Below are 23,144 nucleotides of genomic sequence, written 5' to 3'. Positions count from 1 at the left end.
GTTCGTGTTATCTGTTTTTTGGTTAATCAAAATTCTTTGTCAATTTCTGAAGCATGAAAGTATATGCGACCTCTATTAAAAGCCAATCGCCGTATCATCTCCACGGGTAACATCCGCAGCCCCCTCTAATGTTCCATCAGGTTGTACCAAAATGGCATCAATTTTTCCCATCGTTCTTTCGCGACTACTGATTCCGTGGCCTTTGTTCATTAACCCTTCTAGCACTGCTTTGGTTAAAGCATTTGGCTCGATATAGATTGAATCGGGTAACCATTGGCTATGGATTCTTGCGGCATTGACAGCTTCTTGCATGGTCATACCGTGATCAATCACGTTCATGATTGTCTGAAAGACTGATGTGATGATCGTAGAACCTCCGGGAGTACCATTGACCATGAAGAGTTTACCATCTTTTTCAAGAATGGTGGGAGTCATGCTGCTTAGCATTCGCTTTTCTGGGGCAATGGAATTGGCTTCTGCGCCAACCAACCCAAACATATTAGGAACCCCGGGCTTGGCACTAAAATCATCCATTTCGTTGTTGAGGAAGAAGCCTGCTCCATCGACCACTACTTTGCAGCCATAGTAGCCATTGAGGGTGGTAGTGATGGATACTGCATTTCCATCCTTGTCCACGACTGAAAAGTGAGTCGTTTCCGTACTTTCGATGATATCAACCGCACCTTCCTTTATTTCTTGTGAAGAGGTTTTTTGGTCTTTATTGATGGTGCCAAAGCGTTCAGAATTATAGGCTTCGCTAAGAAGCATATCAACCGGGACCTCATAGAAGTCAGGATCGCCTAAATGCGTGGCCCGATCCGCATAGACCCGTCGTTCTAATTCGGTCAGAAGATGGATCGTTTCAGCCGTATTGTGTCCTAGGGTCTTCACATCATGCATTCCTGCTCCCTGAAGCAACTGGATTAATGCGACTCCACCACTGGATGGGGGAGGCATAGAAATGATTTTATGCCCTCTGTAATCACCGACTACCGGATCACGCCAAACTGCCTTATAGCTTTCCAGGTCATCGAGGGTGATCAGTCCACCTCCGCGTTCCATTTCTTTGACAATCTGATTGGCAACGATGCCTTTGTAAAATCCGTCCCTGCCGTTTGCGCTGATTTGGCTAAATGTTGTAGCCAATGCTCTTTGTATCACTGAATCTCCGGGATTCCAGCCACCGTCTTTAACCATCCAGGGTTTGTTAAGTGCATTGATTTCCGCAAATAGGTCTTGGAATCGGTTGAAGTTGCTTGCTCCTAAATCAGTGATCTTATATCCGAAGTAGGATAGTTCTATCGAAGGCTTGAGTAATTCTGCCCATGGTAATGATCCGTATTTCTGATGCATGGCCCACATGCCCGCTACCGATCCGGGAACTCCTGCAGCTAGATGACCCACACGACTTTTACCCGGGATCACATTCCCTTCATCGTCCAGATACATATCGCGATCTGCTGATTTTGGCGCTTTTTCTCGAAAGTCCAACGCAGCGTTGGTGCCGTCTGAGAGTCGGATGACCGCAAAGCCGCCACCGCCAATATTTCCAGCCTCAGGAAATACAACCTGTAACGCAAACTGGACCGCAATGGCCGCATCGATGGCGTTTCCACCTTCTGCCAGAATGTTGGCACCTATTTCGGATGCTAATGGGTGAGCACTTACCACCATGGCTTGTTGGCCGATTACACCCTGGAGGACATTATTGGAAGTTGTAGCTGGACCTTCTTTTTGTGATGGTTGACAGGCGACCAACATGGATAGTCCCAGTATGAAAATGAATCTCATGGTAAGATTAAGGTTGAGTGACTGCTTGCGAATGTAGTGGATTAATACTTGATTCCGCGATGTACCTTTTTGGTCACTGTCTTTGTGCGCTTTTTTCTGCGATCTTTATTCCCGTCAAAGAAACCCGTGCGTTTCTTTGGTTGGACAACCTTGACTTTATACATGTTGTTTGAGCAACTGGTGATGGATGTCGTCACTAACAGGGCTAAAACGATATAAAAGATTCGGATGAATTGTTTCATGCGGACGATGCAATACTAAGGGCACTTAGTCAACAAACGAAGAAAAAGTGGTGATTATTCCATTGCGACAACTCATTCTTATGTCAATTTTATTAGAGAGTTCCATGATCAGAATAAATTTGAAATAGAAATCCCCCCAACCACGGTCAAGTATTTCCGCGATTGGAGGGATCATTCTATAATGTCGAGGGAATATTAGAATTCCTTGGCAATTTTTTTCAATTCCTGGATGTGGTTTTCTGCTCCCATCTCTTCAAAACCTCTGGTTTCTACCGTAATATTTCGGTACTCCGCATTCCTCTTGAAGTCCTCTATGATTTCAATGATATCCGGATGGATATAGTGAGAACGGGTCGCATCAAAGATGACAGACGTGTTGTCCGGAATATGAGCCACTGTATCAATCATACTTGCTTTACTTAGGAAAGTAAGGTTTTCAGAAAGCTCCAAATGCAACTTGTGCGTGCCGTCTTCTTCACGTTTTTGGACGCCATAAGGCTTTTTAAAGTTGTTGTAAAGGATCTGAAAGATTCCGACGATCAATCCTAATACAATTCCCTTTAGCAGATCCGTGAAGATGATCCCCATTACCGTGATCAGGAAAGGAATAAATACATCTCTACCGCCGGCAATCATTTGTTTGAAAATTCCTGGTTTGGCCAGTTTATAACCTACGATGATCAAAATGGCAGCTAGACATGCCTTAGGGATCAGGTTCAATATATCAGGGATAGCAATCACACAGACCAGTAATAGTACGCCGTGTAAAATGGCAGAAAGCTTGGTTCTACCTCCTGATTGTATGTTGGCAGAACTTCTTACAATCACCTGAGTCACTGGCAGACCGCCAATCATACCGGAAACCGCATTTCCTACTCCCTGTGCAATAAGCTCGCGGTTGGTTGGGGTAATTCGTTTCAAAGGATCCAGCTTATCTGTAGCTTCCACACAAAGTAAAGTTTCCAGTGAAGCCACCAAAGCGATGATCGCACCCATGAACAAGACATCCCCTCTAAGTAAGGCCGATGGATCGAATAGTGTAAACTGCCCGAAGAAATCACTCATGGAGTCGGATATAGGAAGGCTCACCATATGTGATTCTCCTGTTATGTGAAGACTGGATCCGACAAATGCCAGATTGATGAGGATACTGGCCATTACAGCTACCAAAGGACCCTGAATAACCTGGAAGATCTTAATTTTCTTCATGAACCCTTGTTCCCAAAGGATCAGAATAGCCATCGCGATCAAGAAGATTATAAGTGCGCCTGTGTCAATGTTTTCTGGATATCTGAAAATGTCGAGGATCTCAGTAAATGTATTTTTACCGTCTACTTGCTCAAAACCCAGGTCTCCTTCAGGATCCTCGTCATATCCGAATGCGTGAGGTATTTGTTTCAGGAAAATAATGATGCCAATCCCTGACAACATCCCTTTGATTACAGAAGAAGGGAAATAGTATCCGATAATTCCCGCTCTCAGAATACCTAAAAGAATTTGGAAGACGCCACCAACGACAACAGCCGCAAGAAAAATCTGATAGCTTTCTAAATCTGTAATGGCTCCCGCTACAATTACTGCTAATCCAGCGGCAGGCCCACTAACGCCTACTTGAGAGCCACTGATGATACCAACGAGAATACCACCGACCATACCGGCAATAATTCCTGCAAAAAGTGGGGCTTCGGAGGCCTGGGCAATACCAAGACACAAAGGGACCGCCACTAAAAATACAACTAATGATGCGGAGATGTCGGTCTTGAAATTGCTAAAGAGACCAGATCTGTTACTGTTATTTTCCATTTGAGAGAATACTCGCGATTGAATGATAAAAATATGACTTCATTATAACAATAGATAAAAAGTGAATCCTTAATTCATTATTCCATTGTGCAAAGAGACAAGCAGCCGTAGTTTTTGCGATATAAAAAGTAAGAATTTTACTGATAATAGTATCACTATAGTTGATCATATTGGGTCTAGGGTAGATGTATAGTGTTACATCTTTACGATTAACAAAACTATATCGTAATTATAAATTAAAGGTTATGAAAAACTTCCGAATGGATTGGATACTCCTATGGACGACAAAAAACACATGACGAAATTCATCGGATAGATGCAATTGTAATTTCTTAAGTGTCTAATAATCAGGGTTAAATTTGGGTGACATTAAAGAGAAAAAACAATAGATGCTTGGCTGATTAATCTCCTTTTGCTATATTTCAATCGAGAACCATTTTACATCAACCGAGACTAGTTATCTACGAATGAAGAAGGCCGAAAGTGTAGTGAACAGCACTACCTTACCCAAAGGGTACAGAGCTTATAAGATCAGAGGAATCGACCAAACCATAATTGCGAAAAAAGGTGGTCCTTCGGCCGATCGAATCAGAAACGATGAATCTTACGAAGAGTTAAGGAATAACCAGAAAGAATTTGGTATTGCTTCAATGATGGCCAAAGCATTGCGTGGTTCTCTTTCAGATGGCATGTCAGAAATCTGCGAAACTTACGTTTCAGGGAGACTGACGGCACAGTTTCGAAACCTGGCCAAACAAGAGCAGGGAGAAACAGGCACTCGACCTCTTTACCCAAGCAAGCACGGTCATCTGCTCAGTGGCTTTGAATTCAACACAGCCGCTCCGTATGATGAAATTTTTGGTGCCAAATACTTTGTGAAACCCGGTTCAAGACGAGGACAGGTGATCTTGCATTTTCCTGCGTTCGTTCCCGATAAGACATTTAAAAAACCCTCTGAGGCCACCAACTTCAAGATCAGTGCACGACTGGTTGCGATTTCTGATTATCACTACGACTCAAACGAAAAGCAATACCAACCTTTGGATAGTAATTGCCACGGGAAGTTTGGATCGTATCATAGCAATATGTTGCCATTGCTCAAAATTCCGACAGAACCCATGACTGCTATGATCTCTGTTGATGGGGTAAAGAATTTGTCAGATAATACCGGATTATTTTTGGTTATGGCAGTAAGTTTCTTTCATTACAAAGACGGTAACTTCGAGCATATTCCCCGTGAAAGCGGCATGCAAATTCGTCGCGTTTACTAACCATTCCCCACTGAGCGTAGTTACCTGTTCATGGATGAACCATGGACCATTCAAGCGATCAACCGACAATTAGATCTTCACCGTCAGGAAGGTGATCCCCTGGCCGACGAGGTGTTTCAATTCCTCAAAAACGACCCGACAACTTATCATCAATTTAAGGAGTTAACCAGCAATGCTGATTTATTGGCTTTTGCTTTAGAAGCATCTCCGAAGGATTTATTGGATGAACTAAACAAGCAACTTGCCGAATTTGATCAGGTCTTATTGGAGCAGGGCCATCTGGTTTTTGAAAAGTATGCGGTCCCAATCATGGCTGTCCTGGCGCTGTATGCCTTGCCGTATTGCTACGCAGGTGAAAATGGTTCCAAAGTACTGGTTCAGTCAAAATACCTGGTGGAGAACCCTAGGAAGCGCCTTGAAGAAACTGGTGAATTCTTATTTGCTGTGGGAAGTAAAAATGCATTTACTCATGAAGGGTTTGGGCTTTTGCAATGTATGAAAGTGAGACTTTTACACGCTGGAGCTCGCTTCTATGCTAAGGTAGACGGAGAAGTGTCTGTCAATCAGGAAGACTTGTTAGGAACGAATCTGGCATTTTCTTTGATCACGATTCGAGGATTGCAAAAGGTCGGTGTAGAAATGTCTGCGGATGAAAAATATGCCTATATCTATCTCTGGAATTGTGTAGGTCTGTTGCTTGGAATTAATTCAACCTTGCTACCATCAGATATCAGACAGGCTGCTGTGTTGGAAAGAGCCATCAGAATTCGGCAATTCCGTCCGAATGCCGATGGTGCCACCTTGATGCAGTCCCTGGTTGATATGTATGCAGAGGATTGGCCATTTAAAGGATTACGCCCTGAAGACATGATCAGTGGGTTTTTAGGAAAGGAAGTATCCAAATGCGTAGGTCTCGATTTTTCTGATATCTTTTCAGGAGCATCATTAACTCCTATGAAACTAAAAAACAGCTTCACCCGCTTTTCTGCGGATAACTTTCCACGGCTTCAGGATCAGATTGCGAAGGGCCAGTTTACTTTTTGAATAAAAATCTGGTCACACTGAGCCTGCCTTGCTGGCAAGTGCATTATTTATGTCGATTTCCACAGGCTCAATCTGACAGTACTTAAAACCTCACCGACCAATTTCGCGTAATCAATTCTTATGCGATCCCTAACCTTCCTGACCCTATTATTTTTCGGATGTTATTCCTGGGGGCAGAGCAGTAGATATACTGAGCTTTACGAACAGGCTCAGGAACATTCATCCAAAGGAAATCAACAGGCAGCACTCGAAAGCATCAATGATGCGATCAACTTATTTCCTCAAGCGAATGAAGCTTATTTTTTGCGAGGGAACATTTTTGAATCTGTTGGCGATAATGTGCAGGCACTCAATGATTACTCCAATGCCATTCGGCTAAATGATTCCTTCAAAGAAGCGTACTTCAAACGAGGTGAATTGTTTTATCATTTGGGAGTTTATGATCAGGCCATCAAAGACTTTACCTACCTGATCAAACATCAGGGCGATGATGAAACACAGGCCGTGTTCTTTAAAGTTGACCCTACAGGACAGGAGCAGGTCAAAGTAGGGACCATGGTGACCATGATGAGCTCTGTTTATTCCTATCGAGGACTGACTTTTCAGGAATTTGGAGATTATGATGAGGCCCTCGATGATCTGGATGAAGCGATGAAACTCGATAGCTCCGCTCAAAACCTGGTCAACCGGGCGTTGCTTTATGAAGAGACAGGTAAAACGCATCAAGCCATTGCAGATTTGAAATTAGCGGTGCAATTAGATCCTATCAGTGAGATTGCCTGGTTCAATTTGATTGTATTAGATGCTTCAGTAGAGTTGCCGAGAAACTTGCTGGATCAAGCCAATTTTGCTCCAATGCTGACTTATCAGGGGGTGGAAGCGTATGATGCTGGTCGGTATGGAGAAGCGGATCGACTTTTTGGTCAGGCGATGCGAATGAACCATCGAGATCCTGATCTTTTATTGAACGTAGGGCGCTTACGCATTAAACAGGAAAGATATCCCGAAGCGCGTACCCATTTTAATGCCGTCATTCAGATGGAAGGCAGTCGAATGGAAGCTTATTACCTGATGGGAAATGCGTTCTTCCGTGAACAGAAGTTTGATGAAGCGGTCGCTTTTTATGAACAGTTTCTGGTTCGGGATCGCAGCAAAGCGCACATTTGGTACAATACCGCAATGGCCTATTTTGAGCTCAATGACCGTGAGCAGGGCTGTGATTATCTAAAACAAGCGGTGACCCGTGGTATGACCGAAGTTTCAGGTCAGCTCGCAAGGAATTGCCATCAATAGCCCAGGATTTTCAACATCGATTCATTGTCCTGCTCTTCAGCGAATAGCTCCGATTGAATATTCCCGTCATCATCTCTCTTCAAAATGACGTGTTTTGGAGCAGGGATCAAGCAATGCTGAATACCACCATAACCTCCCAGTGACTCCTGATAGGCACCCGTATGGAAGAAACCAAAGTATAATTGCTCCTGCTTCTCAACAATAGGCAAAAAGACCTCACTGATATGTGCCTCAGAATCATAATAATCCATGCTGTCACAGGTAAGTCCGCCAATGTTAACCCGATGGAATTGATTGCCCCATTTGTTCACCGGTAGCATGATATACTTCTGATTAAGTCCCCAGACATCAGGCATATGCGTAATGAATGAGCCATCCATCATGTACCAAAGTTCCTTGTCATTCTGCATTTTCTGATCCAGCACAGAATAGAGCGTAGCTCCGGATTCGCCTACGGTGTAGCTACCGAATTCAGTGAAGATATGCGGAGTAGGTACATGGTTTTTCTTACAGATCCACTGGATGTTTTCGACGATCTGATCCGCCATGTAGGCATAGTCATAATCGAATTGCAGGGAGTTTTTGATCGGGAACCCTCCACCAATGTCTATGGTGTCTAATTCGGGACATACCTTTTTCAACTCGCAGTACTTATATACAAACCGACTCAATTCACTCCAATAATAGGCCGTGTCCTTGATGCCTGTGTTGATGAAGTAGTGCAGCACTTTTAATTGTGCTTTGGAACCTTGAATTTTTTCCTTGTAATAGGAAAGTACATCATTGTATCGGACACCAAGTCGGGAGGTATAGAAACTAAAATTAGGTTCTTCGTCAGCAGCTAATCGTATCCCGATTTTAAAATCGGACCCTACTTTTTCGAGATAGGTGTCAAGCTCATTCAGGTTGTCAAGAATAGGAATGCAATTCTCAAAACCATCGTTGATCAATTCAGTAACGTATTGTTGATACAGCGGACGTTTAAAGCCATTGCACAATACGAAGGTATCCTTTTTGATCAGTTGCTGATCGTGAAGCTTCCTTACAATTGGAATATCAAAAGCAGACGAAGTTTCGATGTGCGCGCCCGCCTTGCACGTTTCTTCCAATACAAATTGAAAGTGAGAAGACTTGGTACAATAGGAATACACATAGTCACCTTGATAGTTGTGCTTCTTCATGGCATCACTAAAGTACTTTCTGGCTTTAGCGATATTTTCCCTGATTTTAGGGAGGTAAGAAATTTTTATAGGTGTGCCATACTTTTCGATCAATGCCATCAGATTCACTTCGTGGAAAAAGAGCTGTTTTTCTTTCACACGAAATTCCTCAGTTGGGAAATCGAAGGTTTGGTCAATCAGGTCAGCATAACTCTTCATCTGCGTACTAATTCACAAAAAAAGCATGCAATAATGAATCAAAAAAATCAGAAATCAGGGGTCTGAATATATTTTGTTTGAAATATTTTTTCGAAGGTTTCAGAAGCTTCGAATTATTAGTTTTGCGCAGCTTTTTGGATTTACCGAATAATGAAGCCTTAATTATTGTTGTTAGCGGAAATAATGATCTCCATGGTCAATCAGATTTCAGACACCATATTAATGATCAGGCCGGTTGCTTTTCACAAGAATGAGGAAACGGCAGTTAATAATTACTTTCAGGAGAATACAACCAAAAGTGATGCTTTTGTTCAGGGCCACGCGTTAAAGGAATTTGACCAGATGGTAGCTGCTCTTAGAAAGGAAGGAGTCAATGTGATTGTTGTTGAGGATACCGCACTTCCTGAGACTCCCGATTCCATTTTTCCCAATAACTGGATTTCCTTCCATGCTAATGGCGATATCGTACTCTACCCAATGTTTGCCCCTAATCGCCGTAAGGAACGTCGCCTGGATATACTTGAGCGGCTAAGGCCTGATTTTGAAGTAAATGAAGTACATCATCTGACCAATTGGGAGGCACAATCAGAGTTTCTTGAAGGAACAGGAAGTTTGATTCTCGATCGACAAAATAAGGTGGCTTATGCAGCTTTATCGGATCGAACACATCAAGCTGTCATTACAGCATTCGAAGAGAAATCAGGCTATAAAGTAGTGCAATTTGTCGCTAATCAGTCTGTCGATGGGCGACGTTTACCCATTTATCACACCAATGTGATGATGGCTGTAGGAGAGCAGTTTTCAGTGATTTGTCTGGATACGATTGACAATCCTGGTGAGCGAAAGAAGGTAGAAACCTCACTCCAGGCTACTGGGAAGGAGATCATTGAATTGACGGAAGCGCAAATCCACCAATTTGCAGGGAACATGCTTCAGGTTCAAAACCACAACCACGAGAAATTTGTTGTGATGTCGGAGGCGGCATTTCAATGTTTGGACGAAGAACAAAAGAAACGTTTATCAGCACATGGCCAACTGATCCACAGTCCTATACCTACCATCGAAAAGCTTGGTGGAGGGAGTGTGCGATGCATGATGGCTGAAGTATTTTTGCCGCATCTTGCGCAAGCATAAAAGAAACATGATTGATTTAGAACATCACATTAAAGCGGGACTTTCCGCAGCTTTTAAGGAGTTGTACGAGCATGAAGTGGATGCTTCTGCTTTGTCTTTGCAGCCTACAAAAAAGGAATTTGAAGGAACACACACTTTTGTGGTATTCCCTTACCTGAAGGTTACGCGACAAAAACCTGAAGATGCCGGAACAGCGCTAGGAAACTACCTGCTGGACCATGTATCTCAGGTAGCTGCTTTCAATGTGGTAAAAGGGTTTTTGAACCTGTCACTGACGGACAGTACCTGGACCGGAGCACTTCAGGAAATATTTGAAACAGAAAACTATGGCATCGCTTCACCCAATGGGAAGAAAGTGATGATAGAATTTTCTTCTCCCAATACGAATAAGCCGCTTCATCTGGGCCACCTCCGTAATAACTTCCTGGGAGACAGTGTGTCCCGAATCCTCGCTGCGGCAGGTTATGATGCAATGAAAGTCAATCTGGTCAACGATCGGGGAATTCACATTTGTAAATCCATGTTGGCGTACCAGAAATTCGGAGAAGGGGAGACCCCAGCCTCTTCTGGTATGAAAGGAGATCACCTGGTGGGTAAGTACTATGTCAAGTTTGATCTGGAGTATAAAGCAGAGATCAAACAATTGATGGCCGATGGTCAATCAGAAGAAGATGCTAAAAAGAATGCTCCTTTGTTACTGGCAGCCCAACAATTGTTGAAGGACTGGGAAAGCGGCGAAGCAAAAGCGGTCGGCCTGTGGAAGCAGATGAATGGCTGGGTCTATGAAGGGTTTGATACCACATATGGGACCATGGGCATTGCTTTTGACAAGACTTACCATGAGTCGGATACCTACCTTTTGGGTAAAGACATTGTTGAAGAGGGACTTGAAAAAGAGATATTCTTCAAGAAAGAAAATGGCTCTGTTTGGGTGGACCTAACAGACGAGGGACTAGATGAAAAATTGGTTCTTCGTGGAGATGGTACTGCGGTTTACATGACCCAGGATATGGGTACCTGCGATCACAAGTTCAGTGATTTTGCATTTGATCAATCGGTTTATACAGTTGGAAACGAACAGGATTATCACTTCAAGGTGCTGTTCAAGATCATGAAGAGACTTGGACGATCATATGCCGATGGATTGTACCATTTGTCTTATGGTATGGTAGACCTGCCAACAGGAAAGATGAAATCCCGAGAAGGAACTGTTGTTGATGCCGACGACTTGATGGAAGAGATGTTCCGTACAGCCGAAAATCAAACGCGTGAGCTAGGTAAGATTGAAGGGATGACCGAAGAAGAGGCTGGTCAGCTTTACAAAATGTTGGGTTTAGGCGCCCTGAAGTATTTCTTATTGAAAGTCGACCCTAAGCGTCGAATTCTGTTCAATCCGCAAGAATCCATCGAATTCCAGGGCAATACCGGGCCCTTTATTCAATATACCCACGCCCGGATCTCCGCATTGTTGCGACGTGCGGCACAAATGGAAGTAAACTACGATCAGTCCATTGATCAGCAGTTGCATTCACGCGAACTTGATTTGATCAACGTATTGGTGCAGTTTCCAGGAATTGTCCAAAACGCAGCTTCTGATTATTCACCTTCACTGGTGGCCCAATATGTATATGAGTTGGCGAAGACTTATAATGGATTCTATCAGGAGCTTCCCATTTTCGCAGAGGATGCCAAAGATCAAATGGTATTGAGGTTGATGCTGTCAACTTGTACGGCTAATGTGATCAAACAAGCCATGGAACTACTCGGAGTGCAGGTTCCAGAAAGAATGTAAAAGAGAATGGCATCAGTAAAGACATGGTTTGAAGCGTTTCGGTTGAGGACATTGCCGCTGGCATTTTCATGCATTTTCATGGGTGGCTTTCTGGCGATGAGCGCGGGCGTCTTCGATGGGGTAATCCTTGGCTTATCCTTACTGACTACTTTGTTTTTACAGGTCCTTTCCAATCTTGCTAACGACTATGGTGATAGCGTAAGCGGTGTGGATCATGCTGAACGACAAGGGCCAAGTAGGTCTGTTCAGGCTGGCAAGATATCATTGTTGTCCATGAAACGGGCCTTGATCATTTGTGCGATTTTGTCCTTTTTAAGTGGTCTGTTGTTGCTATTTGTTGCATTTCGCGATACCTGGCTTTATGCCCTCATCTTTCTGTTGATAGGATTAGGAGCTATCTGGGCGGCGATCAAATACACCGTAGGTAAGACACCTTACGGTTACCAGGGATTAGGTGACTTTTTCGTTTTGGTATTTTTCGGTTTGATCGGTGTATGCGGGAGCTACTTTTTATACAGTCTGGCCTTTGATTGGATGACAGTTTTGCCAGCCATAAGTTGTGGTTTATTTGCGGTTGGTGTTTTGAATGTCAATAACATCCGGGATATTGAGTCAGATAAAACTGCTGGGAAACATTCAATACCCGTTCGAATTGGGCGGGACAATGCGCGATTGTACCACCTGGCCCTGATTGCCATAGGCTGGGTCTGCATGCTGGTTTACACAAACCTTTCTTGGTCGGGACAATGGTTACATTTGCTGTATGGGTTAAGCTTGCCACTCTTTTTGATTAATGTAAAAGCAGTTTTTACCAAAGAAGAACCGAAACAACTTGATCCTTTTTTGAAACAACTGGCCATTTCTACTTTGTTGTTTGTGTTGCTGTTTGGAGCAGGTCAGCTCATTTGATCGGACACAAGAAATGCTAATCTATTGGTTAGAAAAACTTAGTGCTATCCGCTTTGAGGTCATTCAAAACAGACTTCACCATATTCAATTTGGATAGCATGCCATGAGATAAGATTCGGATATCCCATCGTTCTTTTAAGCCTAATACTTTCATGATTTTTTGAGCAGAATAGCCCTTGACTGCCTGTTCTCGAACTTGTTCATCAAATGTTCGGAGGAATTCAAGCTTTTTCGACAGCTTTTCGTGACCGTCCTTCAGAGGGCGGATATGACTACAAAAGACCGTTTCAAAATCAAGTTGGAGGACTTTTTCCAGAGAGGCAATTTGTTGCTTGATGCTTTCACTGAATAAGAAATAGGAAATGTAGTGGTGTACGTATAAGTCCGCTGAAAACAACCATTTTTGATTGGGTTCATACAAAGCCACCATATCTGGCGCATGCCCGGGGGATGGGGATCAATTGAAATTCGTAGCGGTCAGTAGAGAGGGTGTCGATCTCTTTTAGATCATAAAAGGGCGGGCGATTGCCCCAAGTCATGTATTGAGCGAAACTGATTTTTGGAGGACGTTTCATCATCTCTGCGCAGCTTGCAGAACTGTAGGCGGGGCATTTGAAATGTGCGGATAGATTGGCCACATTCCCCGTATGGTCCTCATGGTGATGCGTGACAAAGATCTGATTGATGAATTTGGACTCCAACGCGTGCAATACCTCCTTGTACATGCGAGTAGGTCCCGTGTCAATGAGTAAGCCATCGATCAGGAAAAGGTTGACCGTGAGTTTGGGCTCACTGATTGGGTGCTGGCCCACGGTCAGAATGTCGACTCCTTCAAATACATCGGACCTGACCAGCTTCATCCGATATGGATTGCTTCCAATATGAGCTGCTTCTCCGTGTCTACAATTAATAGTCCTTCCGAATCTGTTGAAAGTTCACCGAGTTTTTCACCATCTTTCCCCCATGCCGCTGATCGACCATTGCAGACTACTCCGTCGGCCGGGCCTATGCTGTTAACAAATAAAGTCATGATGCTATTTTCACGGGCAAGCGCTGCCATTCTTTCGTGGGCCTTGTCACTTCCGTCGGCAGTTTTAGCAGTACTGGCCATATAAATATCCAATCCGCCTTTGTTGGATTTTTCGAAGTGCTCCTTGACGGATAGCTCGTAACAGATTGCCAGGCCTATTTTTAGACCGGATTCTAACCGGTACGAACATTCCTGGGGCACGAAGAAAGAGGCTTCGTCCGCCGGAAGGAATTGTTTCGAGTACACCTGAACAGGAGCTCCGGTCTGATAGATCAAAAGACTGATGGTGATCCCATCTTCACTACGCAAGGGTGCACTGGTAATGATTGTGATGTGCAGTTGGTCGGCAAGTTCCTGAAACATTTGAAACCGCTTATCATTGGTAGTTGTTGCCAATTCCCTGGCCAGTGTTGGCTCATATCCGCTGATGGATATTTCAGGGAAGATGATCAGTTCTGTGCCTGATTCTGCAGCCTGACGAATAAAGGTTTCTTGTGAGGCCAGATTGTAGGCCATGTCCCTGTATTTCGGCTGTACTTGTGCAAGAGTGATAATCAATGTCTAATATGATTTTGGTCAGATACAATGCGTCGAAGATAATCCATATTTCGACTTCAATTGATTATCTTGATATTGAAGTATAAAAAGTCATCCCATGAACAAAATACTGATACCGTTCGATTTTTCTGAAGTAGCTCAAAATGCGCTCAACTTTGCTGTACAGCTAAGTAACAATAACGGGGAATTGATCATACTTAATGTGATTGAACATCCGACTGCAGATTCTTTCAAGACCATGGGTGTCAGTGATTATGACCCGATGGCAAACATTTACCTGACCAAGTTGATCGAGACCGTAAAAGGTAAACTGGAAGCACTGATCAATACGCCAGAGATGAAAAGTGCCAATGCCACCTATAAAATCCGTGTAGGTAGTGCATATCATGAAATCAGCGATGAGATCAGTTCGGTGGATGTAGATCTGGTGGTGATGGGAACCTCCGGTTCTTCTGGGGTAGATGAATATCTCGTTGGATCCAATGCGGAGCGAGTGGTCCGGAATGCCAGATGTCCTGTGATCACCTTACGTGAACCCTGCAATGCAGCTTCCATTAATGAAGTTGTATTTGCTTCCAATTTTCATGAACTGACCCCAAATTTTGTTGATCACGTGCTCAAATTGCAACGTGCGCTCGATGCGCATCTAAGAATCGTTAAGATCAATACACCTGCCAATTTCACATCTACCCGTCATGATAATGAACAGATGGATGATTTCGTCAAGCGTTTTGATATTCAGAATTGCACGACGGATATCTACAACTATTCGAATGAAGAGGATGGGATTGTGGCTTACACCGAAGACATTGATGCGGATATGATCGCTCTGGGAACTCACCAGCGAACCGGAGTAGGACACTTCTTATTGGGCAGCATTGCTGAAGATGTGGTCAATCATGCGAAGCGGCCCGTCTGGACTTTTAATTTATAGGAATAAGTCTAACCCTGATAGCGGTTCTCAACCCTATCAGGATTCTCTCTGCCTGATTTTGTGTCCCCACAAACTTGTCCAGTTACAGGATGAAGCCGATTTTGGTGTTATCACCAAAAGCAAAATGATTGTTTAACAGTCATGAATGTGAAAACACCTGCCAGGACGAAAATCCCTGTTAGTTGTTCTCATCCCTAACAAGGTTCGGATTTATACTAGCAACGCAGCCCTGAGATGCTTTCTCACCATGTCAAGATTGACACGTGTGAAAAATTTCTTCGAATTCCTCATATTTTCCATAGCCATTTGAATGAGTTCCGTTTTCACCTCTCCTTCACTCAATAAATACTCTTCCTCAATGTGGCTTTCATCGATCCCCAGCACCATTAAGATGGCGGCAATCACGATGCCAGTACGGTCCTTACCCGAAAGACAATGAATCAGAATAGGCCATCTGAGTTCGGGATTTTCAAAGGTTGACAAGATCTGATTGAGCCATACCCGCACTTCCTTTTGACTGGTATCATACTTCTCGACCTTATTGGACATAGGAAAGTGATAGTAGTCCGCTTCAAAACTTTGATAATCGGGTCCATTTCTAAGACTAATGATAGATCGGACCGCCGCGATTTCATGGTGCTCTTTTACATGATCGATACTGCCACCACGGAATAACTTACCCTCTTGAAAAATGGGTTTTTCAATCATCATGTTAATGAATTCTCCCGCATCTCGGAAGTTCACACAACCATCCGTATAGTTCAGTCCCATGTGGCAAAAGAAGTGATTTTAAACAAATGAGCTTTCCGTGAGTGCTAAATCCAGAAAATGATTGTGACACAGCCAATTTCTTTCGTTATTTAGTGCAGCATACAACCTTAAAATCTGCGACCACATGGAATTGAACGATTTATTTCCACAACTTGATAATGATCCGGTGCTACTAAAAACACTGGGTGAGATCGATCAAAAAGTGATCATCGAAAAGTCTTTGGATAAGGCATTTGAAGATGATAAAGCCGGGTTTTCAATTGGGGTATCCGCTTCTGCCGGAGCAGATTTGCGATTGTTCAATGATCCTACAGATGATGATAACGAAAAGTTGACCCAGAAGCTGAATTTCGATAGTCAGCTGGGTGAACACGCGTTTCTGAACTACAATCTCCACGGAAGCATCGCTGCAAAGGCAGGCGCGGAAGCCAAATTCATCAAGATTGGAGTAGAGGCGGAAAAAGAAGTTTTACTGAGATACTATAGTAAACACGAAAGAGATACGGCGTTGGGTATGGCCATTGCTCAGGATACTACTCGTTTCAAATTCATTTATTCCAGTGCAGAAAGCTTGATCAAACTGCAGAACAGTGAAGCAGTCGCCATGACTTGCAATGGTAAAATCAGCATTTCATCAGAAGTACAGATCAGCGATGTATACACAGCGGCCCTCTCGAAGTTTTCGAAGCTGTTGAACCTGAGTGGCGCTTTGAAAGTGGAGATTGGTTCTTCTGCCAGCTTGTCCTTTAATTCAGAGATAGAGGATGCGTTTGAGATCGTCATTCAACGAGTCGCAGCAAGTGACGCCAATGATACCGTAAAAGGCCTCAAAGTAGGTATTCATAAATCAAAATCCAGTTCTTACCAGGCTTCAGCAGCATTGAAAGTAGGGGTCAGCTTTGATGAGAATTCTCAAGGACAATTGAAGCAAGTATTCAACGGGCTACTGAATGGTGTTGAAAATGGGCTCAATGAAAAATTAGATAAAATACTCGGAACGGGTGGCGACCCTTCTGAAGAAGATAAAGGTGTTTTGAACCGAGCAGCCACACTATTCGATATTGATCCGAATGTAGAAGCAGACAAACTCAAGCAGCAAATTGCTAAGAAGCGAGCAACTATTGAGGAGGAAGTAAATAAGGTAATCCAGGCCAAACTGGAATTTGGTTTGAGCTTTACTTACAGCCGGGTGGAGGAGGAAGAGACCTTATTCAGTGCCTTGTTCAATGATGCTATGTTCTCGAAGTACATCAAAGACATTCGAGGATTAAAAGTTGACGCATTACTGGAAGCCGGTAAGCAGGATGGGGTAGAATTGACCTCTTACGAGAAGATCCAGAAACTGGACATCAAGCGTGGAAACAAGATCGGTTTGTCGGTGCTTGGATTGACCCTAAGCAAAGAGGTTGAGAAGAACTATAGCATCGATAAGCACGAGATATTGAAAGGAGATCAAATCATGGCTCGGGTTTCTGAGTATGAGATGGGAAAGACCGTATCTGTGAAAGCTGGAAAAGGAGGACAAACCAATTCTTTGTTGTTTGGTGCAGGTATGCCGGATTATGTGGAGAAAGGCAGCGTTTTGAAAAACAGCCTGTTCGATTATGATTTTGGTTTGATCTGGAACTATATCGATAACAATAAGACGAAACCTCAGGAATTGAAGTCCATTCTTGATTTTGCGCAATGTTGGGAAATCATCGGCTCCGAAGATTTCAAAGAAACGTACAGCGAATTGGAAGACTCTCTGGTGAAAGGAGAAAAGCGGATCAGTTACGCGATGCATCTTAAAATCGATCGTGGTGACTTTAATGGCATGGTGAGTAAAGTGGCTGAACTAAGTGACGATATGTGGGCGGGAATCCTGGCGGAAGCGGTGCCGTATGCGGACATCAAAGGTCGTGAAACCATGAAGGATCGTAAGTATCTTTACAAACAGTTTTGGGGCGTTTACTTAAGGGGCAATAACAATGTCGTGGATGAAAAAAGCGTGGCAAGAATGATTAGCCAAAGTGTTGGTGAGCAGGGTTTTGATGATTTGGCGAGATATGAATCAGATGAAGATGGATCGTCCTTCTATGATCGCTATACCCTGGTCAACCTCATCCGAACGAATGCCGTTGGCAGACAAATTGGAAATTTTCAGGACGCGATAAAAATGTTGCATGCAGGATGGGAATCCTCTTACACTGAGGTGCTGGAAGATAAGAAATTCAGGAAGGACCTCATCGAGTTCAAGATCCAGGATGAGTTCAATATGCGGGTCCTCGGCAGAATGGTCTGTCAATTGGCCGCAGCCAATCAAATAGAAATAGAAAACGGCCTGGAGATTAAGGCTGGAGAAAAAACGATTCTGGTCAAGAGATGATCTCCTGGATTTGAAGGGTCTTTTCCTTTTTTTGTTCTACGGAGATATCAAGGAAAACTTGCATAAATAACTTCACGCCAAACATACAAAACACCAATAATCTCTCTTTTAAGGAGGTGAAGGGGGATTTATAAAATTATCGTTTTGGATGTTAGGTACAACCTTGGGACTTCCAATTATTACCCGAATGTCCCGATTGTGTGATAGAATGGATAAAGCGATCGAACAAATAAAATCTGATTGATCGATCATGTTGAATCAGGGAATTCACCAGGTTTTAATAATTGTTGAAATAGCTGGTTCCTCGCGATTTTTATCTGGTAATGAATTTTCAAGAGTCCATTTTAATGTTTGACATAACAACTAAAAAAGTGTCCTCAATTTTGATGGATGGCGTACCAAAATTCAGAGCGCTGTGCTAGATTTGCCGCCAATGTTTCAGTGCCACAAAATACATGCGTTTCATGCTTGCCATCATGGCGAGTTCCATCATTGCTTCTAAGTAATGGCACGCACTGAACTTTCTTATATCTATTCCACAAAGTTTATTGTTCCCTATTAATTAACACAGAAAAAGGAAATGTCTGTACTAAAAATTGCCGTACAAAAATCGGGTCGCCTGAGCGAGGATACGCTGGCTTTATTCAAAGAATGTGGCATTAAATTCAATAATGGCGCAAAGAAGCTGATGGCCCGGTCTCATAATTTTCCAGTGGAGTTCTTGTTCTTGAGAGATGATGATATTCCAGGTTATGTAGAGGATGGTATCGCTGATCTCGGTGTGGTAGGGCAAAATGTACATGTGGAGGAAAATAAAGCCATTGACGAGATCAAGCCATTGGGTTTTTCTAAATGTCGATTGTCCCTGGCCATTCCTCGCGAAGAAGAGTATAAGGATGTACAATACTTTAATGGGAAAAGCATTGCCACTAGTTATCCGGTAATCCTCCAGAATTACCTTGATTCAGTTGGCGTTAAAGCGGAACTTCATGAGATCAGCGGCTCGGTTGAGATTGCTCCTGGCATGGGATTAGCTCACGGAATTTTTGATATTGTCAGTTCCGGTAGTACGCTGATGAGTAATGGCCTCAAAGAAGTCGAGGTTGCTATGCGGTCAGAGGCTGTGATGGTGGCCAATCGCAACTTGAGTGAGGAGAAAAAGGCTTTATTGAATAACCTTATTTTCAGAATTGAGGCGGTTTTGGCAGGTAGAAGCAGTAAATACGTCTTGTTGAACGCTCCTAATGAAAATGTTGAAGATTTATTGGCTTTGCTACCGGGGATGCGTAGCCCAACGGTCGTTCCATTGGCCACAGAAGGATGGAGCAGTATCCATTCGGTGATCAACGAAGATGAGTTTTGGGAAAAGATTGAGGCGCTTCGTGAAGCAGGTGCCGAAGGTATTTTGGTCGTGCCAATCGAAAAAATGGTGAAGTAATAGCGAGGATATGAAAATTCATAAAAATCCGAAAGCTTCTAAGCTAGCGACTTTGTTGAAGCGGCCTGTCAAGGACTATGCACAAATAGAGCGCATTGTTCTGCCGATATTACAACGAGTACAACGTGGTGGCGATGCGGCCTTACGCAAGCTTGCTCTGGAGTATGATCATGTGGAGTTGGAGGACCTTTGGATCTCTGAAAAAGAGATAGAAATGGCCAAGAAGCAGGTACCGGAAGACTTGAAGGAGGCCATTAAACGAGCAAGAAAGAACATCAAGAAATTTCATCAGGCCCAGCAACAGGATGAACTGGAAATGGAGGTCATGGAAGGCGTAGTTTGCTCTCGTAGATCAGTTCCGATCCAGAATGTAGGACTATATGTGCCGGGAGGTACGGCGCCACTTTTCTCTACAGTGTTGATGTTAGGGATTCCTGCTAAGATCGCGGGTTGCAAAGAAATCATTTTGGCTTCTCCGACCAATCAGTACGGAGAACTCAATCCGATCATTTTGTATACAGCAGATCTCATAGGTATCACACGAATTTTAAAGATCGGTGGGGCTCAGGCCATTGCGGCGATGGCTTATGGCACAGAGACGGTACCTAAAGTAGATAAGGTCTTTGGACCGGGTAACCAATATGTAACTGCAGCAAAGCAATTGGCGGCCAGAGATGCGGTGGCCATTGATATGCCGGCGGGCCCGTCTGAAGTGATGGTTTTAGTGGATGATTCTGCAGAAGCGTCTTTTGCGGCAGCGGACTTGCTTTCGCAGGCGGAACATGGGGTAGATAGTCAGGTTGTGCTGGTCAGTACCTCTGAGAAAAAAGCCAAAGAGATCAAAGAAGAAGTGCAAAAGCAGTTGGAAGCTTTGCCAAGAAAGGACATAGCAGAGGTTGCCCTACAACATAGTTCCCTGATCGTGGTTGATGAATTTTCGACCATGTTGGAGATCACTAACGAATATGGACCGGAGCACTTGATCATCAATACTGAAAATGCGGATGAATTGGTAAGCCAGGTCGTGAATGCCGGATCTGTTTTCGTTGGAGCTTATACACCGGAATCTGCTGGGGATTATGCCTCAGGCACCAACCATACGCTCCCTACCAATGGCTGGGCCAAGGCCTATTCAGGCGTTTCTCTGGATAGCTTTCAAAAGAAGATTACTTACCAGTCCATTTCACCAGCAGGCTTGAAAAAGCTAGGTCCTGCGATTGAAAAAATGGCGGCGGCAGAATTATTGGAAGCGCATAAAAATGCGGTCTCTGTTCGTCTGAAGTCCTTAGAATCATGAACATCGCTGAGTTGGTCAGGCCTCACCTCAAAACGGTTAAGCCTTATTCATCGGCACGGGACGAGTACACAGGAGCGGAGGGTGTATTTCTTGATGCCAATGAAAACCCCTATGGTTCTGCTGCGGGGGCAGGATGGAACCGCTATCCAGATCCCTATCAGCGTCCCTTAAAACAGGAGATTGCACGAATTAAAAAAGTTGCTGAATCTTCTATCTTCTTAGGAAATGGTAGCGATGAACCCATCGACTTGCTGATTCGGGCATTTTGCGAGCCCGGCAAGGACCACATTTTGACCTTTCCGCCTACTTATGGAATGTATCAGGTTTCTGCTGGTATACAGAACGTAGAAGTGGAGCGTGTTTTATTGTCATCCGATTTTCAATTGGATTTGGAACCAACCTTAGCAGCTCTTGAGTGCCAGCCGAAAATCACTTTCCTGTGCTCTCCTAATAATCCTTCTGGGAATTTGTTGAATCGATCAGAGATGCAACAAGTGCTCGAGAAGGCTTCTGGAATCGTTGTGGTGGATGAGGCATACATTGATTTTCCGCAGGAAGAGAGTTGGAATCAGGTGTTAGACCAATACCCCAACCTGGTAGTTTTGCAGACCTTCAGCAAGGCCTGGGGGATGGCATCGCTACGACTGGGTATGGCTTTCGCTTCGGAAGAAATCGTGCAATTGCTCAATAAGATCAAGCCACCCTACAACATTCCTGGACCCGTGCAAGAAGTGGCTTTGGAGGCTTTGCAGAGTAATGAGGATAAAATGAAGTCTTGGGTAAAGGGCCTGAACCGTGAACGAGATCAATTGATTTCCAGAGTGGAAGCACTTCCTATGGTCCAAAAGGTATTTCCTAGTGACGCAAACTTTTTACTGGTGCGGTTTGATCAGGCAAAGGAGGTTTTCCATTATTTATTGGAACAAAAGGTGATTGTTCGGGATCGAAGCAGTCAACCGCTTTGTGAAGGCTGTCTAAGATTGACGGTAGGTACCAGCGAAGAGAATGATCGATTGATTGAGCAACTCATCGCGTTTAGGAAATAGACTTACGATAGGGGTAATTCCCTGCTTCATGGTTAACTTTCTAAACCAACCTTTTGCAGGGATGAAGCACCTGGTCGTATTTGTTTGTTTACTGGTCCTGTTCACGTCCTGTCTTTCTGACGATGACTCAGCCATTCCCTCGAATTTCAATTTCCAATCCCTGGGAGTCATCGATGCAGATTTCCTTGACATGGGTTCCGGCATGATTGGCTCAACCAGTGAGAACTTATTGTATACGGCACATAGAAGCCAGAGAGATGGTGGCATCGAAAAACTCACCAGGTTCAATTTGTCAGACAATACGGTAACAGATCGGACGTATCCAATCATTGATTTCGTAACCAAGCGTATTCACGAATCGGGAGATCAACTCATAGTTGTCGGGGGCTCTTTCATCAATACTTACAGCAAGGATATCTTTGAAGAACCCGTGACTGTACGGCATGGAGCACGCCTGACTCGGTTTGGTAGCTTCACGTATGAAGACGATTTGTACATTTTTGGTGGGGATTTGAACGGAGAAGATTCTGATAAAATCAAAAAGTGGAATCCCGTTGATACTACATTTCAAGTCGTAGGCACTTTGCCCGAACCTCGGTTTTGGACCAATGGGCAGGTAGTCAATGATCATTTGTACATATTTGGTGGAATGCAGGTATTCCAGGGTAATGATTTTGCAGAAGATGAAATCTATAAAGTAGACTTGCAGGATTTTTCGATAGAGAGTTTTCGCCTGCCTGAAGATTATAACCAAGTTTTTACAGCTACCATTGGAACGAACATTTTCGTGGCAGGTCAGGTCTGGAAAGGTGAGGACATTGCCACGAGAGTCGGTGTATTCAATACACTTGACAATTCCTTTAGAGAAGTTACCTTCAATCTTAATGATGTAGACATCAGTTCTATCTATGGATTGGCCAGTGTCGGTAATCGGCTTTATGCCATCCACGGGGATAGTGAGGAGGGTAATTTCAAGCTCATGGAATTGATTTTGTAGTTACAATCGATTTCATTTTTGGACCTTGGTCATCCGATGAGTTTAAG

At 43.7% G+C, this 23,144-nt stretch carries 19 protein-coding genes; 12 read left to right on the top strand and 7 right to left on the bottom strand.

What is annotated here, in order from left to right; genetic code table 11:
- Positions 1-75: 75 nt before the first annotated feature.
- Positions 76-1,791 (bottom strand): gamma-glutamyltransferase, encoded by a 1,716-nt coding sequence (ggt, locus tag R8G66_09540; GenBank protein MDW3192599.1) that lies wholly within the window; start codon positions 1,789-1,791, stop codon positions 76-78.
- Positions 1,792-2,228: 437 nt separating this feature from the next.
- Positions 2,229-3,836, bottom strand: a complete 1,608-nt coding sequence (locus tag R8G66_09535; protein MDW3192598.1) for a SulP family inorganic anion transporter — start codon at positions 3,834-3,836, stop codon at positions 2,229-2,231.
- Positions 3,837-4,303: 467 nt separating this feature from the next.
- Here R8G66_09535 and R8G66_09530 point away from each other — a divergent pair, with 467 nt between their 5' ends.
- The 3 genes from R8G66_09530 (at position 4,304) to R8G66_09520 (ending at position 7,444) form a co-directional block, all read left to right on the top strand.
- On the top strand, positions 4,304-5,107 hold the full coding sequence (locus R8G66_09530) for a hypothetical protein (GenBank protein ID MDW3192597.1): 804 nt from the start codon (positions 4,304-4,306) through the stop codon (positions 5,105-5,107).
- 30 nt (positions 5,108-5,137) lie between these two features.
- Positions 5,138-6,151: an oxygenase MpaB family protein gene (locus R8G66_09525; GenBank protein MDW3192596.1), complete on the top strand. Its 1,014-nt coding sequence runs from the start codon at positions 5,138-5,140 to the stop codon at positions 6,149-6,151.
- A 120-nt stretch (positions 6,152-6,271) separates the two neighbouring features.
- Complete coding sequence (locus tag R8G66_09520; protein MDW3192595.1) at positions 6,272-7,444, top strand: tetratricopeptide repeat protein; 1,173 nt, start codon at positions 6,272-6,274, stop codon at positions 7,442-7,444.
- Here R8G66_09520 and R8G66_09515 read toward each other — a convergent pair.
- Positions 7,438-8,823: an arginine decarboxylase gene (locus R8G66_09515; protein ID MDW3192594.1), complete on the bottom strand. Its 1,386-nt coding sequence runs from the start codon at positions 8,821-8,823 to the stop codon at positions 7,438-7,440. The two genes, R8G66_09520 and R8G66_09515, sit on opposite strands and share 7 nt — an antisense overlap.
- 192 nt (positions 8,824-9,015) lie before the next feature.
- Between R8G66_09515 and R8G66_09510 the strand changes: the two genes are divergently transcribed.
- The 3 genes from R8G66_09510 to R8G66_09500 are packed head-to-tail and all read left to right on the top strand — an operon-like array spanning position 9,016 to position 12,658.
- Positions 9,016-9,957 carry an arginine deiminase-related protein gene (locus R8G66_09510; GenBank protein ID MDW3192593.1) on the top strand — a complete coding sequence of 314 codons (942 nt, stop codon included), beginning with the start codon at positions 9,016-9,018 and terminating at the stop codon, positions 9,955-9,957.
- A 7-nt stretch (positions 9,958-9,964) separates the two neighbouring features.
- Positions 9,965-11,749 carry an arginine--tRNA ligase gene (gene argS, locus R8G66_09505; protein ID MDW3192592.1) on the top strand — a complete coding sequence of 595 codons (1,785 nt, stop codon included), beginning with the start codon at positions 9,965-9,967 and terminating at the stop codon, positions 11,747-11,749.
- A 6-nt stretch (positions 11,750-11,755) separates the two neighbouring features.
- On the top strand, positions 11,756-12,658 hold the full coding sequence (locus R8G66_09500; GenBank protein MDW3192591.1) for a 1,4-dihydroxy-2-naphthoate polyprenyltransferase: 903 nt from the start codon (positions 11,756-11,758) through the stop codon (positions 12,656-12,658).
- A 28-nt stretch (positions 12,659-12,686) separates the two neighbouring features.
- Here R8G66_09500 and R8G66_09495 read toward each other — a convergent pair whose 3' ends face one another.
- From R8G66_09495 to R8G66_09485, 3 genes are read right to left on the bottom strand one after another with little or no spacing between them, the layout of a single operon-like run.
- Positions 12,687-13,088, bottom strand: coding sequence for a hypothetical protein (locus R8G66_09495; protein ID MDW3192590.1), 402 nt, complete (start codon positions 13,086-13,088; stop codon positions 12,687-12,689).
- Complete coding sequence (locus R8G66_09490) at positions 13,072-13,518, bottom strand: MBL fold metallo-hydrolase (protein ID MDW3192589.1); 447 nt, start codon at positions 13,516-13,518, stop codon at positions 13,072-13,074. Before R8G66_09490 ends, R8G66_09495 begins: the two co-directional genes overlap by 17 nt.
- Positions 13,515-14,246: a carbon-nitrogen hydrolase family protein gene (locus tag R8G66_09485; GenBank protein ID MDW3192588.1), complete on the bottom strand. Its 732-nt coding sequence runs from the start codon at positions 14,244-14,246 to the stop codon at positions 13,515-13,517. Before R8G66_09485 ends, R8G66_09490 begins: the two co-directional genes overlap by 4 nt.
- Positions 14,247-14,343: 97 nt before the next feature.
- On the opposite strand from R8G66_09485, the gene R8G66_09480 reads away from it, so the two are divergent.
- Entirely contained in the window at positions 14,344-15,180 is an 837-nt protein-coding gene (locus R8G66_09480) for a universal stress protein (GenBank protein ID MDW3192587.1), read from the top strand.
- A 210-nt stretch (positions 15,181-15,390) separates the two neighbouring features.
- On the opposite strand, the gene R8G66_09475 is transcribed toward R8G66_09480, so the two are convergent.
- Positions 15,391-15,951, bottom strand: coding sequence for a tyrosine-protein phosphatase (locus R8G66_09475; GenBank protein MDW3192586.1), 561 nt, complete (start codon positions 15,949-15,951; stop codon positions 15,391-15,393).
- Positions 15,952-16,075: 124 nt separating this feature from the next.
- On the opposite strand from R8G66_09475, the gene R8G66_09470 reads away from it, so the two are divergent.
- The 5 genes from R8G66_09470 (at position 16,076) to R8G66_09450 (ending at position 23,097) form a co-directional block, all read left to right on the top strand.
- Positions 16,076-18,319, top strand: a complete 2,244-nt coding sequence (locus R8G66_09470) for a hypothetical protein (GenBank protein MDW3192585.1) — start codon at positions 16,076-16,078, stop codon at positions 18,317-18,319.
- Positions 18,320-18,899: 580 nt separating this feature from the next.
- Complete coding sequence (hisG, locus tag R8G66_09465; protein ID MDW3192584.1) at positions 18,900-19,757, top strand: ATP phosphoribosyltransferase; 858 nt, start codon at positions 18,900-18,902, stop codon at positions 19,755-19,757.
- 10 nt (positions 19,758-19,767) lie between these two features.
- On the top strand, positions 19,768-21,054 hold the full coding sequence (hisD, locus tag R8G66_09460) for a histidinol dehydrogenase (protein ID MDW3192583.1): 1,287 nt from the start codon (positions 19,768-19,770) through the stop codon (positions 21,052-21,054).
- Positions 21,051-22,100: a histidinol-phosphate transaminase gene (gene hisC / locus R8G66_09455; protein ID MDW3192582.1), complete on the top strand. Its 1,050-nt coding sequence runs from the start codon at positions 21,051-21,053 to the stop codon at positions 22,098-22,100. Before hisD ends, hisC begins: the two co-directional genes overlap by 4 nt.
- A gap of 28 nt (positions 22,101-22,128) precedes the next feature.
- Positions 22,129-23,097 (top strand): kelch repeat-containing protein, encoded by a 969-nt coding sequence (locus R8G66_09450; protein MDW3192581.1) that lies wholly within the window; start codon positions 22,129-22,131, stop codon positions 23,095-23,097.
- The last annotated feature ends 47 nt before the right edge of the window (positions 23,098-23,144 follow it).

The organism is Cytophagales bacterium (genome assembly GCA_033344775.1).
Taxonomy (GTDB): Bacteria; Bacteroidota; Bacteroidia; order Cytophagales; family Cyclobacteriaceae; genus JAWPMT01.
This window is presented reverse-complemented; position numbering and strand designations above follow the sequence as displayed.

What these genes read in the sequence shown, in the direction of transcription:
- ggt (MDW3192599.1), bottom strand. Translation starts at nt 1,791, where the DNA reads ATGAGATTCATTTTCATACTGGGACTATCCATGTTGGTCGCCTGTCAA.
- R8G66_09535 (MDW3192598.1), bottom strand. Translation starts at nt 3,836, where the DNA reads ATGGAAAATAACAGTAACAGATCTGGTCTCTTTAGCAATTTCAAGACC.
- R8G66_09530 (MDW3192597.1), top strand. Translation starts at nt 4,304, where the DNA reads ATGAAGAAGGCCGAAAGTGTAGTGAACAGCACTACCTTACCCAAAGGG.
- R8G66_09525 (MDW3192596.1), top strand. Translation starts at nt 5,138, where the DNA reads ATGGATGAACCATGGACCATTCAAGCGATCAACCGACAATTAGATCTT.
- R8G66_09520 (MDW3192595.1), top strand. Translation starts at nt 6,272, where the DNA reads ATGCGATCCCTAACCTTCCTGACCCTATTATTTTTCGGATGTTATTCC.
- R8G66_09515 (MDW3192594.1), bottom strand. Translation starts at nt 8,823, where the DNA reads ATGAAGAGTTATGCTGACCTGATTGACCAAACCTTCGATTTCCCAACT.
- R8G66_09510 (MDW3192593.1), top strand. Translation starts at nt 9,016, where the DNA reads ATGGTCAATCAGATTTCAGACACCATATTAATGATCAGGCCGGTTGCT.
- argS (MDW3192592.1), top strand. Translation starts at nt 9,965, where the DNA reads ATGATTGATTTAGAACATCACATTAAAGCGGGACTTTCCGCAGCTTTT.
- R8G66_09500 (MDW3192591.1), top strand. Translation starts at nt 11,756, where the DNA reads ATGGCATCAGTAAAGACATGGTTTGAAGCGTTTCGGTTGAGGACATTG.
- R8G66_09495 (MDW3192590.1), bottom strand. Translation starts at nt 13,088, where the DNA reads ATGGTGGCTTTGTATGAACCCAATCAAAAATGGTTGTTTTCAGCGGAC.
- R8G66_09490 (MDW3192589.1), bottom strand. Translation starts at nt 13,518, where the DNA reads ATGAAGCTGGTCAGGTCCGATGTATTTGAAGGAGTCGACATTCTGACC.
- R8G66_09480 (MDW3192587.1), top strand. Translation starts at nt 14,344, where the DNA reads ATGAACAAAATACTGATACCGTTCGATTTTTCTGAAGTAGCTCAAAAT.
- R8G66_09475 (MDW3192586.1), bottom strand. Translation starts at nt 15,951, where the DNA reads ATGGGACTGAACTATACGGATGGTTGTGTGAACTTCCGAGATGCGGGA.
- R8G66_09470 (MDW3192585.1), top strand. Translation starts at nt 16,076, where the DNA reads ATGGAATTGAACGATTTATTTCCACAACTTGATAATGATCCGGTGCTA.
- hisG (MDW3192584.1), top strand. Translation starts at nt 18,900, where the DNA reads ATGTCTGTACTAAAAATTGCCGTACAAAAATCGGGTCGCCTGAGCGAG.
- hisD (MDW3192583.1), top strand. Translation starts at nt 19,768, where the DNA reads ATGAAAATTCATAAAAATCCGAAAGCTTCTAAGCTAGCGACTTTGTTG.
- hisC (MDW3192582.1), top strand. Translation starts at nt 21,051, where the DNA reads ATGAACATCGCTGAGTTGGTCAGGCCTCACCTCAAAACGGTTAAGCCT.
- R8G66_09450 (MDW3192581.1), top strand. Translation starts at nt 22,129, where the DNA reads ATGGTTAACTTTCTAAACCAACCTTTTGCAGGGATGAAGCACCTGGTC.